The organism is Pseudomonas sp. AC112 (genome assembly GCF_979253545.1).
The window spans coordinates 2,583,268-2,595,779 of sequence record NZ_CEEDCM010000001.1 but is presented as its reverse complement, the minus strand read 5'-3'; the positions used below and the strand labels follow the sequence as shown (position 1 = coordinate 2,595,779).

At 62.2% G+C, this 12,512-nt stretch carries 12 protein-coding genes; 5 read left to right on the top strand and 7 right to left on the bottom strand.

Translation table 11 applies throughout. The features are described 5' to 3' along the window. Positions 1-77: 77 nt before the first annotated feature. Positions 78-830 (top strand): DUF2059 domain-containing protein, encoded by a 753-nt coding sequence (locus AC0IYN_RS11960; RefSeq protein ID WP_095013917.1) that lies wholly within the window; start codon positions 78-80, stop codon positions 828-830. A 44-nt stretch (positions 831-874) separates the two neighbouring features. On the opposite strand, the gene bipL is transcribed toward AC0IYN_RS11960, so the two are convergent. Beyond that, positions 875-1,798: a phospholipase BipL gene (gene bipL, locus AC0IYN_RS11955; RefSeq protein ID WP_406599794.1), complete on the bottom strand. Its 924-nt coding sequence runs from the start codon at positions 1,796-1,798 to the stop codon at positions 875-877. A gap of 99 nt (positions 1,799-1,897) precedes the next feature. Between bipL and AC0IYN_RS11950 the strand changes: the two genes are divergently transcribed. Both AC0IYN_RS11950 and AC0IYN_RS11945 read left to right on the top strand, forming a co-directional pair. Beyond that, on the top strand, positions 1,898-2,473 hold the full coding sequence (locus AC0IYN_RS11950) for a DUF6436 domain-containing protein (RefSeq protein ID WP_457232628.1): 576 nt from the start codon (positions 1,898-1,900) through the stop codon (positions 2,471-2,473). Between the two features lie 31 nt (positions 2,474-2,504). Further along, positions 2,505-4,859, top strand: coding sequence for a penicillin acylase family protein (locus AC0IYN_RS11945; protein ID WP_471841520.1), 2,355 nt, complete (start codon positions 2,505-2,507; stop codon positions 4,857-4,859). A 130-nt stretch (positions 4,860-4,989) separates the two neighbouring features. Here the strand turns inward: AC0IYN_RS11945 and AC0IYN_RS11940 are convergent, their stop codons facing one another. Next, the gene (locus AC0IYN_RS11940) at positions 4,990-5,892 is read right to left on the bottom strand and encodes an AraC family transcriptional regulator (protein ID WP_458376073.1); all 903 of its coding nucleotides are present in this window, start codon (positions 5,890-5,892) and stop codon (positions 4,990-4,992) included. A 103-nt stretch (positions 5,893-5,995) separates the two neighbouring features. On the opposite strand from AC0IYN_RS11940, the gene AC0IYN_RS11935 reads away from it, so the two are divergent. Then, positions 5,996-6,349, top strand: coding sequence for a carboxymuconolactone decarboxylase family protein (locus tag AC0IYN_RS11935; RefSeq protein WP_028618364.1), 354 nt, complete (start codon positions 5,996-5,998; stop codon positions 6,347-6,349). On the opposite strand, the gene AC0IYN_RS11930 is transcribed toward AC0IYN_RS11935, so the two are convergent. Further along, the gene (locus tag AC0IYN_RS11930; RefSeq protein ID WP_471841517.1) at positions 6,327-7,292 is read right to left on the bottom strand and encodes a GlxA family transcriptional regulator; all 966 of its coding nucleotides are present in this window, start codon (positions 7,290-7,292) and stop codon (positions 6,327-6,329) included. The genes AC0IYN_RS11935 and AC0IYN_RS11930 overlap by 23 nt on opposite strands. Before the next feature lie 232 nt (positions 7,293-7,524). Here AC0IYN_RS11930 and AC0IYN_RS11925 point away from each other — a divergent pair, with 232 nt between their 5' ends. Further along, positions 7,525-8,166, top strand: coding sequence for an HD domain-containing protein (locus AC0IYN_RS11925; protein WP_457267721.1), 642 nt, complete (start codon positions 7,525-7,527; stop codon positions 8,164-8,166). A 131-nt stretch (positions 8,167-8,297) separates the two neighbouring features. On the opposite strand, the gene AC0IYN_RS11920 is transcribed toward AC0IYN_RS11925, so the two are convergent. From AC0IYN_RS11920 to AC0IYN_RS11905, 4 genes are all read right to left on the bottom strand, one after another. Beyond that, positions 8,298-9,182: an ABC transporter permease subunit gene (locus AC0IYN_RS11920; protein ID WP_034116303.1), complete on the bottom strand. Its 885-nt coding sequence runs from the start codon at positions 9,180-9,182 to the stop codon at positions 8,298-8,300. Further along, positions 9,179-10,099: an ABC transporter permease subunit gene (locus tag AC0IYN_RS11915; RefSeq protein ID WP_406599799.1), complete on the bottom strand. Its 921-nt coding sequence runs from the start codon at positions 10,097-10,099 to the stop codon at positions 9,179-9,181. Before AC0IYN_RS11915 ends, AC0IYN_RS11920 begins: the two co-directional genes overlap by 4 nt. Further along, entirely contained in the window at positions 10,096-11,238 is a 1,143-nt protein-coding gene (locus AC0IYN_RS11910) for an ABC transporter ATP-binding protein (protein ID WP_033897564.1), read from the bottom strand. Before AC0IYN_RS11910 ends, AC0IYN_RS11915 begins: the two co-directional genes overlap by 4 nt. 68 nt (positions 11,239-11,306) lie before the next feature. Then, a complete protein-coding gene (locus AC0IYN_RS11905) occupies positions 11,307-12,401 on the bottom strand; it encodes a polyamine ABC transporter substrate-binding protein (RefSeq protein ID WP_406599800.1) in 1,095 nt (364 codons plus the stop codon). Between the last annotated feature and the right edge of the window lie 111 nt (positions 12,402-12,512).

Here is a 12,512-nt window from a genome sequence, read left to right as displayed (position 1 = left end):
AGTCAGGTGACCGATAGGACTTCTCGACAAATCCTACGCCTGACACGGACAATAGTGGCCGACTGACAGGAGTCCATATGCGTCGTTTGTTTTTTTCCTTGCTGATGTTCTGCGTTTTGCCCGCCTGGGCAGACGGCCATGACCAGTTGTACAAGGTCGCCGGCTGGGCCGAACAACGTGCGCATTTCAATGACGCCCTCAGTGCCGCCCAGCAACGCTACCGCAACAGCCTGCCGCCAGCGGTGTACCAGGCACTGGTGGACAACAGCAATAAACGTTTCGCTGCCCAGGCGGTGGACCAACGTGCCGAAGCACAGTTGCGCAAAAACCTGGCGGACCCTAAGCCGGCCCTGGCATTTTTCCAATCGCCCCTGGGCCGCAAGATTGTCGCCGCCGAGTTGCTCGCCACGCGCCGTGATCAATTGGCGAAAAACGCCCAAGGCCTGCCGAAAATCGAAGCCGACGCGACTCGCAGCCTGATCATCGGCCACTTGGCCCAGGCACTGCCGGCCCGTGAAGCGGGCGCGGAAGTCAGCCTGGCGATTGCTGGCGTGGCGGCAGACAGCTTGAGCCAGATGATCCCCGGCCTGTTGGGCGGTGGTCAGGCCCAGGGTATGTTGAATGGCCAGCGCGAGCGGCTGATGCAACAAATCGATAAGGACCTGAACAACACGCTGCTGTACGTCTATCGGGATTTGTCCGACCCGGAACTGGAAGAATTCGCTACGTTTGCTGAGTCGCCGGAGGGTAAGGCGTATTACCAGGCGGCCCTTGCGGCCATTCGCGCCGGACTGGCTGTCGGCCAAAGCACCTCAAGCCTCGCACCCTGACCCCTTGTAGGCGCCGGCAAGCCGGCTCCTACAGTGGGGGTGGGTCAGGTCAGGTGGCGAGTGAGATAGCTGAAGTATTGCTGGCGAATTTCTGGAATCTCATTCGCCAGATGATGCCTGCCACGCGGCAGCATCAACACGTCGGGCTGGTCGAACTTGCTCCGTAGCACCTGCAGGTTGTGCTGCCAGTCCACCGTCATATCTTCCTCACCCTGCACAATCACCGGCCGACGTGGGCTACGCGGTGCGGCTTCGATGCGTTTGATCCAGCGCGCCAAGGCGCCCACCCAGGCGGTCGGCAGTTGGCGCGGCTGCAGCGGGTCGGCTTCCAGGAAGGGCTTGAACGCTGGATCGTGGGTGTTTTCGCTGAACCGCCGCGCGATGCCTTTGACGAACGGGCGCAACAGGTAATAGCTGACTTGCGACCAGCCCCAGGCCCGTGGCCGCACCAGAGGTGACAGCAGGAAAGTCTTGCCCTGGGCCGGGCTGTCGGCGCCATGGTTGAGCAGGTGATCCACCACCACCGCGCCGCCGGTGCTTTGCCCGAACAGGTGCCAGGGTTGCGGCAGTTGCAGCGCTTGCGCCTGGGTGAACAGCGCATTCACCACCTGTTGATACACCGCAAAATCATCGATGCTGGCACGCACGCCACTGGACAGGCCATGCCCCGGTAAATCGCAGGCGATTACCACGAAGCCCTGCTCCAGCGCCCACTTCACCACATGGCGGTACAGCCCCATGTGGTCGTAGAAACCGTGGAACAGGAACATCGTCGCCACCGGCGTGGGCGGCCACCACACCTGCGCCACCACCTCAAAACCCTCCACCTCGAAACGCCCCAGACGGCTCACCGCCTGGTCCAGACCGTAAAAACGCTGGTAGACCCGCGCCTCGGCTGAAAGCGGTTGCGCATCCACCAGGGGCCGCAAGCTTTCGCGCAGATGATCAGGGTCAAAGGTAACAGGCATAAAGGCTTCCAGACTTGCGGCATAGATGAATATCGAGCTGCGATATTCATCTGTCAGGACAAGCATGGCAAGCTACGCGACCTTCGAGGATACATCTGAATGCGACAGCCCTACCGTACCGCCCTGTTCGCCAGCCTGATCCTGGTTATCTGCGCCGGCGTGCTGTGGGCGGCGTATGACTGGTTCCAGGGCCGCTACCTGCGCGCCTTCAGCGAACACACGGCGGTGTTTTCCGGTGACCCACTAACACTGCCCGCCGACCTCGCCGGCCCCGGCCCGATCCGCCTGGTGCACTTCTGGGACCCGGCCTGCCCCTGCAACGTCGGCAACCAGCAGCACCTGGGCGAATTGATCGAGCAATATGCCCCCCAGGGCGTCGAGTTCTATGCCCTGCAAAAGCCCGGCAGCCACGGCCAACTGCCCGACAACCTGCGCACGATGAAAACACTCACCGCCCTGCCCGGCGCCGACCAAGTGCCGGCCAGCCCGGCCGTGGGCATCTGGGATCGCAGCGGTAAGCTCGCGTATTTCGGGCCCTACAGCGAGGGCCTCACGTGCAACTCCAGTAACAGTTTTATCGAGCCGATCTTGAAAGCCCTTGAAGCAGGACGCGAGGTGAATGCCACGCACACCCTGGCGGTGGGCTGCTATTGTTCGTGGCCAAAAGGCTCGTAACTCGCCGCCCCACTCTTGGTAAGGAATGTTCATGAAGCGCGTCTTGCAGGTTCTCGCGGGTCTGGTGGTACTGGTCGCCCTTGGGGCCGGCGCGTACGTCTACAGCAAGCAACCCACCCGCCAGGGCACGGTGACACTGGCCAACCTGCAAGGCTCGGTCACGGTGCGCTACGACGACCGGGGGGTGCCGCATATTCGTGCCGAGAACGAAACCGACCTGTACCGCGCCCTGGGCTACGTGCACGCCCAGGACCGGCTGTTCCAGATGGAGATCATGCGGCGCCTGGCCCGTGGCGAGCTGGCCGAGGTGCTCGGGCCCAAGGTACTGGAGACCGACAAGTTGTTCCGCAGCCTGCGCATTCGCGACCGCGCGGCCACCTATGTGGCGCAACTGGACCACGAGTCAGCGCACTGGAAGGCCCTGCAGGCCTATCTGGACGGGATCAACCAGTATCAGGACAGCCACGCCCGCCCGATGGAGTTCGACGCGCTGGGCATCCCCAAGCGACCGTTCACCGCCGAAGACACCATCAGTGTTGCCGGGTACATGGCCTACAGCTTTGCCGCCGCGTTTCGTACCGAACCTTTGCTGACCTACGTACGCGACCAGTTGGGCAGCGACTACCTGAAAGTCTTCGACCTCGACTGGCAACCCAAGGGCGCCCTCAACCTGGCTGCCAGCGATTGGCAGACCCTCGGTGCCATTGCCTCGCTGAGCGAGCAGGCCCTGGCCGACAACGGCCTGCCACAGTTCGAAGGCAGCAACGCCTGGGCCATCAGCGGCAACCGCACCAAGAGCGGCAAACCGTTGCTGGCCGGTGACCCGCATATCCGTTTCTCGGTGCCGTCGGTGTGGTACGAGGCGCAGCTGTCGGCGCCGGGGTTTGAGCTGTACGGCTACCACAATGCGCTGGTGCCGGTGGCGTTCCTGGGGCACAACCTGGACTTCGGCTGGAGCCTGACCATGTTCCAGAACGATGACCTCGACCTCATCGCCGAGAAGGTCAACCCGGACAACCCCAACCAGGTCTGGTACCACGACCAGTGGGTCGACATGACCAGCACCGAGCAACAGATTGCGGTGAAGGGCCAGGCACCGGCGACATTGACCCTGCGCCAATCCCCCCACGGCCCGATCATCAATGACGTGCTGGGCGAAAACGCCGGCAAGACGCCGATTGCCATGTGGTGGGCGTTCCTCGACACCCAGAACCCGATCCTCGAAGGCTTCTACCAGCTCAACCGCGCCGACACCCTGGCCAAGGCACGCGCAGCGGCAGCCAAAGTGTCCGCGCCTGGGTTGAACATCGTATGGGCGAATGCCAAGGGTGATATCGGCTGGTGGGCGGCAGCGCAGTTGCCGATCCGTCCGGCCGGGGTCAACGCCGGGTTTATCCTCGACGGCAGCAGCGCCCAGGCCGACAAGCTGGGCTTCTACCCCTTCAGCGCCAACCCGCAGGAAGAGAACCCGGCGCGCGGTTACGTGGTGTCGGCCAATGCCCAGCCGGTCTCGCCGACTGGCATGGAGATTCCCGGTTACTACAACCTGGCCGACCGTGGCCAGCAGCTCAACGCGCAACTGAGCGACAAGAGCGTGAAGTGGGACGTAAACAACAGCCAGGCCTTGCAGCTGGGCACCACCACCGCCTTCGGCCCGCGCCTGCTGGCGCCGCTGTTGCCGGTGCTGCGTGAGGGGGTCACGGACCCGGCGCAATTGAAGCTGGTGGAGCAGCTTGCAAGCTGGAAAGGTGATTACCCGCTGGACTCTACCAGCGCCACGCTGTTCAACCAGTTCCTGTTCAACCTGGCCGATGCCGCCTTCCATCCGAAGCTCGGCGACGGCATGTTCAAGACCCTGCTCAGCACCCGCGTGATCGACGCCGCGCTGCCACGCCTGGCCGCCGCGCCGGATTCGCCGTGGTGGGACGGCAAGCGTTCGCAAACCGTCAAGCTTGCCTGGGACAACAGCCTCGCGCACCTCAAGGCCACCTTCGGTGATGACCCGAGCCAATGGCAGTGGGGCAAGGCCCACACCCTGACCCACGGCCACCCGCTGGGCTCGCAGAAGCCGTTGGACCTGATCGTCAATGTCGGCCCGTTCCCGGCACCCGGCACCCATGAAGTGCCGAACAACCAGTCCGCCAATATCGGCCCGGCGCCGTGGCCCGTCACCTACGGGCCTTCTACCCGCCGCCTGATCGACTTCGCCGACGTGGCCCACGCCCTGACCATCAACCCGGTCGGGCAAAGTGGCGTGCCGTTCGACAAGCACTATGGCGACCAGGCGGAAACCTACATCGAAGGCGGCTATGAGCAGGCGCATTTCAGCGATGAGGAAGTGACGGCGAATACGCGCGGCACACTGAAACTGCTACCTGCCAGATGAGCGCCTGGAACTCGGTCAACCTGTGGGAGCGGGCTTGCTCGCGAATGCGGAGTGTCAGTCAATATTCCCGCCACTGAACCACCGCATTCGCGAGCAAGCCCGCTCCCACATTGGATATACGCTACAGCGGCTACCGTGCCCGCACCCGGCCCGGCGCCTCCCCATAGGTTTCCTTGAATTTCTTGCTGAACGCCGCCTGGGACTGGTAACCCACCTGGGCGGCGATATCCAGCAGGCTCAGGTGCGACTGGCGCAACAGGTTGAAGGCCAGCTCCATGCGCAACTGAGTCAGCAGCACCCACGGTGATACGCCCGCCACTTTTACAAATGCGCGCATGAACGTAGCGCGCGACATCGTCGCGGCGGTGGCCAGGCTGTCGATGGTCCACTCATGCCCGGGATCGGCCAGCATCGCTTGCCAGGCCTTGCTCAGGCGCTTGTCGGCGAGCAACGCGAAGGTACCGGCCACGGGTGTCTGACGGGCCAGCCAAGTACGCAGGATCAGGGTGAACAGCGCCGACGACAACGCGTCGATAAAGGAGCGTGCGCCCAATTGCTGGCCGTCCGCTTCACTGCGCAATAACGCGATCAACGCCGCCAGCTGGCCGTCGCCCTGCCACTCGCGGCTGGACACCACCAGGTACTCCGGCAACGCGCCGAGCAGCAATGACTGGCGGTTGTAGTGGAAGCTGCCACAGAGCATGTCCAGGTCCGGCCGGTCGCCGCCCAGGCGATGCACCGGGAGCAGGCCACCGCTGACCACTTGCGGTTGCATCGGCCGAATCTGCGCACCCTGGCTGCGCAGCAAATGGGTGGCACCGCCGGGCATCAGCAGGATATCGCCCTCCTCCAGCGTCACTTGTTGCCCTCCCGACAACTCGGCACGACAGGTGCCGCTGAGCACGATGTGGTAAGGCGCCACGCCGCGGCTTTCCGGTGAATGACCCAGGGCCCACTCCCCCTGGAATTGGCAACGTAGATCTAGACTGCCGCGCAGGTTGGCCAGCGCGATGAGCGTGTCGATCGAGTTCATTTGCGAGCATCGGTCAAAAAGATGAGCGGATTGAACAATAACGCCACCCCCGAACGGAAGAGACTGGCTCCACACCACCCACACCTGTTCAGGAGTTACCGCAATGTTCAATAACTGGTCCGACTTGCTGCCTACCGTGAAGAAAGCCTTTGGCACACTGGGCAAGAGCAACCCGAAGATGGTCAAAGCCTACATGGCGCTGGGCGAGGCCGCCGAAGAAAACAACGTGCTCGACGCCAAGACCCGTGAGCTGATTTCCATCGCCGTGGCCATCACCACGCGCTGCGACGGCTGCATCGGCGTGCATGCCGACGCGGCGATCAAGGCCGGCGCCACTCGCGAAGAAGTCGCCGCAACCCTGGCCACCGCGATCTCGCTGAATGCGGGCGCGGCGTACATCTACTCGTTGCGCGCACTGGAAGCCTACGACACCCTCAAACCGGCGCCGCAAAGTTAAGCCGGAACTGTTGCGGCGTCACGCCCAGCCGGCGGTTGAACACACTGCGCATGTGCTGGGCGTCGCGAAAGCCGCATTGGTAGGCAACGGTCTTGAGCGGCGCGGGGCTGCTTTCGAGCATGACTCGTGCCGCGTCTACCCGCGCCCGCTCGACAAATTCCGCTGGCGTGATCCGCGCCTCACGGGCAAACACCCGGGAGAAATTGCGTGCGCTCATATTGGCCGCCTTGGCCAGGTCGGCAATGGTCAGGTCCCCGGTCAGGTTCGCCAACACGTACAACTGCACCAGCGCCACCGCCGAGGTGGTTTCGGCGTGGGGTGTGAGGAACGGACTGAACTGCGACTGCCCGCCCGAACGCTGGGTGAACACCACCAGGCGCTTGGCCACGCTCAACGCGACTTCCGGGCCGTGGTCCTGGGCCAGCAAATACAGCGACAGATCGATGCCCGCCGTGACGCCGGCCGAGGTGTAGAGGTTGCCGTCCTGCACGTAGAGGCGGTCGGCCTCGACCTGGGCGGTGGGGCACAGGCGGGCCAGGTCGGCGGCATCGTTCCAGTGGGTGGTGACGGTTTTCCCGTCCAGCAGCCCGGCGCGGGCCAGCATGAAGGCGCCGTTGCAGATCGAGCCGAAACGTTGCGCACGGGCGGTAGCGCCGCGCAGCCAGTCATCGAACTCGGCGCCGAAGTCTTGGAAGGGCAACTGCGGGCCGCCGGCGACCAGCAGCAGGTCGTAGGCTCGCAGGGCTTCGCTGTAGTGATGGTGGGCCTGCAATGACAGGCCGTTGGAAGCGGCCATGTTGCCGTGGCCGTAGCCGATCACGTCCAATTGGTAATGGTCTTGCGGCGGTAGAAAACGGTTGGCTTCGCAGAACACGTCCATGGGGCCGGTCACGTCCAGTGACTGGACGCCGGGGAAGATCAGGATGGCGACGGTTTTGCCCATGCTGCAAACACCTCGGCTGTGTGGATGTACGCGATTGTGTAGGAGCCGGCTTGCCGGCGATAGCGCCAGTGACATCCCCATCGCCGGCAAGCCGGCGCCTACAGGATGGGGTGGCGCGATTTCGAGGCACATTGGCCGACATCGCACCCTCGCCGCCATAGCCCCTTCGCGGGTGCGCGACCAGACTGGACTCCTCGGCGCCACCCCCGGCGCTTTGTTGAGGAGAACGACCATGAGCACCACCATCGCCGGCATCCAGATCCCGGACAGCGCCCTGGCCAGGGCCACCACCGAATACATCCGCGACGTCGAATCCGACCTGCTCTACCACCATTCCCGCCGGGTGTTTCTGTTCGGTGCGTTGAGCGGTGAACGCAAGCAACTCGCCTATAACCCGGAACTGCTCTACGTCGGCGCGATGTTCCACGACCTGGGCCTGGTGGAAGGCCATCGCAGTGACAACGAGCGCTTTGAAGTCGACGGCGCCAACGCCGCCGCCGCGTTCCTCAAGCCGTACGGGCTGACCGATGACGATATCGAACAGGTGTGGCTGTCCATCGCCCTGCACACCACGCCGGGCGTACCGCAGCATCTGCGCCCGACCGTGGCGCTGGTGACGGCCGGTGTGGAAATGGACGTGCTGGGTATGGACTACGCCGCGTTTTCCAGCGTGCAGCGCGAAGCCGTGGTGCATGCGCATCCACGCGGTGAAGGGTTCAAGGAGTGCATCATTTGCGCGTTTGCCGACGGCTTGCGCCATCGTCCGCAGACCACGTTTGGCAACGTGAAGACGGATGTGCTGGTGGATCAGGAGCCGGGGTTCAAGCCGATGAATTTTGTAGAGGTGATCCGCAAGTCTCCCTGGACTGCATAGTTGACCTGAAATGCAATCAACTGTGGGAGCTGGCTTGCCTGCGATGAGGCCCTGCCAGTCGACTCATCTGTCGACTGATAGACCGCTATCGCAGGCAAGCCAGCTCCCACTTCTTTACCGCATTCCGTCAGTTAGACCGGTGCAGGTGCCCGACGCTTGTCCGGCTGCTGCCAGCCATCGGCGGCGGCTTCTTCAATGGCTTGCTGGATGGCTTTCTTGCGGTGCTCTTCGGCACGACGGCTGAAGAACCACACCAGGAAGGTCACCAGCGACACCGCCAACAGTATCAGGCTGGCCACGGCGTTGATCTCGGGTTTAACCCCAAGGCGCACTGCCGAGAACACTTCCATCGGCAAGGTGGTCGAGCCAGGGCCCGACACGAAACTTGCCAGTACCAAGTCATCCAGCGACAGTGCGAACGACATCATGCCGCCCGCCGCCAGCGACGGCGCGATCATCGGGATGGTGATCAGGAAGAACACCTTCCACGGCCGTGCGCCCAGGTCCATCGCCGCTTCTTCGATCGACAAGTCCAGCTCACGCAGTCGCGCCGACACCACCACCGCCACATACGCCGCACAGAAGGTGGTGTGGGCGATCCAGATGGTGACGATGCCACGCTCCTGGGGCCAACCGATCATCTGCGCCATGGCCACAAACAGCAGCAACAGCGACAGACCCGTGATCACTTCCGGCATGACCAGCGGCGCAGTCACCAGGCCGCCAAACAGCGTGCGGCCCTTGAACTGGCTGATGCGCGTCAGCACGAACGCCGCCAACGTACCCAGGGCCACTGCGGCCACCGCCGTGTAGCAGGCGATTTCCAGGGAACGCGCCACCGAGCCCATCAACTGGGTGTTGTCCAGCAGGCCCACGTACCACTTGATCGACCAACCGCCCCACACCGTCACCAGCTTGGATTCGTTGAACGAGTAGATCACCAGGATCAGCATCGGCAGGTAGATGAACAACAACCCCGCCACCAGCATGAAACTCGAGAAACTGAAGCGCTTCATATCTTGCCCTCCATCTCTTTGGCTTGGCTGCGGTTGAACAGGATGATCGGCACGATCAGGATCGCCAGCATCACCACCGCCAAGGCAGAGGCCACCGGCCAGTCACGGTTGTTGAAGAATTCTTGCCACAACACTTTACCGATCATCAGGGTTTCCGGGCCGCCCAGCAGTTCCGGGATCACAAACTCACCCACCACCGGGATGAACACCAGCATGCAGCCGGCGATGATGCCGTTCTTGGACAGCGGCACGGTGATCTTCCAGAAACTGTTGAAGGTGCTCGAACCCAAGTCCGATGCAGCTTCCAGCAGGCTCTGGTCGTGCTTCACCAGGTTGGCGTACAGCGGCAGGATCATGAACGGCAGGTACGAATAGACCACGCCGATATACACCGCGATGTTGGTGTTGAGGATCTGCAGCGGCTCGTTGATCAACCCGATGGACATCAGGAAGCCATTGAGCAAACCGTTGTTGCTGAGAATGCCCATCCACGCATACACGCGGATCAGGATCGCGGTCCAGGTCGGCATCATGATCAGCAGCACCAGCACGGTCTGCATCTCTTTGCGCGCACTGGCGATGGCGTAGGCCATCGGGTAGCCGATCAACAGGCACAACACTGTGCTGAAGAACGCCATTTTCAGCGAGCCCAGGTACGCGGCGATATACAACTCGTCGTCGCCGAGCATCGCGTAGTTGCCCAGGTTGAGCACCAGCTGCAGTTTCTGCTCAACGAAGGTGTAGATCTCGGTGTAGGGCGGGATCGCTACGTCGGCTTCGGCAAAGCTGATCTTCAGGACGATGAAGAACGGCAGCATGAAGAACAGGAACAGCCACAGGAAGGGAATGCCAATGACCGCATGACGGCCACTGGGCGTTATTCGTTGCAGGCGGCGCTTGAGCTTCTTCATGTTCATGAGCGAAGTACCACGCCGCTGTCGTCTTCCCACCACACGTACACCTGGTCACCCCAGGTCGGCCGCTGGCCACGGCGTTCGGCGTTGGCCACGAAGGACTGCACCAGCTTGCCGCTCGGCAGCTCCACGTAGAACACCGAGTGGCCGCCCAGGTAGGCGATGTCGTGCACCTTGCCGCTGGACCAGTTGTGCTCGCAGGTCGGCATTTCGGTGGTGACCAGCAGTTTTTCCGGGCGAATCGCGTAGGTCACCGACTTGTCTTCCACGGAGGTGGCGATGCCGTAGCCCACGTAGATGTCACGGTCCAGGTCGGCGCACTTGAGCACCGCGTGGCCTTCGGCGTCATCGACCACTTGGGTGTCGAAGATGTTGACGTTACCGATGAACTCGCACACCAGGCGGCTGGTAGGCGTTTCGTAGATGTCGATCGGGCTGCCGATCTGGGCGATCCAGCCCAGGTGCATGATCGCGATGCGCTCGGCCATGGTCATGGCCTCTTCCTGGTCGTGGGTCACCATCACGCAGGTCACGCCGACGCGCTCGATGATCTCCACCAGTTCCAGCTGCATCTGCGAACGCAGCTTCTTGTCGAGGGCACCCATGGGCTCATCGAGCAGCAGCAGTTTCGGGCGCTTGGCCAGGGAACGGGCCAGGGCCACACGCTGGCGCTGGCCACCGGACAACTGGTGCGGCTTGCGCTTGGCGTACTGGCTCATCTGCACCAGCTTGAGCATCTCCGCCACGCGGGCGTCGACCTCGGCCTTGGGGATCTTGTCCTGTTGCAGGCCGAACGCGATGTTCTGCGCCACGGTCATGTGTGGGAACAAGGCGTAGGACTGGAACATCATGTTGATCGGCCGCTCGTAGGGCGGCATATCGGTGATGTCTTCGCCGTCGAGGTAGATGCGGCCCTCAGTCGGGCGCTCGAAACCTGCGAGCATGCGCAGCAAGGTGGACTTGCCCGAACCCGAACCGCCGAGCAAGGCGAAGATCTCGCCTTTCTTGATTTCCAGGGACACATCGTCCACGGCAATCGTCTCGTCGAACTTCTTCGTGACCCGGTCGATTTTGACCAGCACCTTTTTCGGTGTCTGGTCGCCCTCGAGGGCTTTCTTATAGGCGCCGGAGGCAACTGCCATTTACGAAACTCCCAGAAAAAAAAGAGTGCAGCGGACCCAATACGGGCCTGCCTTGGATAGTTTGAGCCTTACTTGCCCGTCTTGACCTTGGTCCAGCTACGGGTCATCAAACGTTGCACTTTCGGGGGTAGCTCGAAGTTGACGAATGTCCTGTCGAGTACCGCCTGCGGTGGGTAAACCGCTTCGTCCGTGCGTATCGATTGCTTCATCAGTTTGTCCGCCCCTGGGTTAGGGTTGGCGTAACCGACGTAATCACTGACCTGAGCGATCACCTCAGGTTGCAGCAAATAGTTGATGAAGGCGTGGGCCTCTTTGACGTTGGTCGCATCCTTGGGGATGGCCAGCACGTCGAACCACAGGTTGCCGCCTTCTTTCGGGATCGCGTAGGCGATGTTCACGCCTTTGCCCGCTTCAGCCGCACGGGCCTTGGCCTGGAATACATCGCCAGAGAAGCCTGCCGCCACGCAGATGTTGCCGTTGGCCAGGTCCGAGATGTATTTGGATGAATGGAAGTAGGTCACGTAGGGCCGCACCTTGAGCAGCTTCTCTTCGGCCTTCTTGTAGTCTTCGGGGTTGGTGCTGTTGGGGTTCAGGCCCATGTAGTTGAGCACTGCCGGCAGCATTTCATCCGCCGAGTCCATGAAAGACACGCCACAGGTGGCCAGCTTCTTCATGTTTTCCGGCTCGAACAGCACGGCCCAGGAATCGATACGGTCGACGCCCAGCACTTCCTTTACTTTATCGACGTTGTAACCAATGCCGTTGGTGCCCCACAGGTACGGCACGGCGTACTGGTTGCCCGGGTCATTCTTTTCCAGGCGCTTGAGCAGCACCGGGTCGAGGTTGGCGTAGTGGGTCAGCAACGACTTGTCGAGCTTCTGGAACGCCCCGGCCTTGATCTGCTTGCCGAGGAAGTGGTTGGACGGCACCACCACGTCGTAACCGGTACGCCCGGCCAGCAGCTTGCCTTCCAGGGTTTCGTTGGAGTCAAACACGTCATACACGGGCTTGATGCCGCTGGCCTTTTCGAAGTTGGCCAGGGTGTCGGCGCCGATGTAATCCGACCAGTTATAAATATGCACGGTCGGTGCAGCCTGCACGCTGACGGCCAGCGTGATACCTGCACCCACCAGCATGGCTTTGCGAAATAAAGAAATTGGCAAGTGGAGGTCCTCTTAAATAGTTGGGCCTTGAAGTTGTTGCCCGGCAACAAAACCGGCGCGCAACTTACCCTCGATAAACCGATCCGGCAAAACTTTCTGTCATTTAATTGT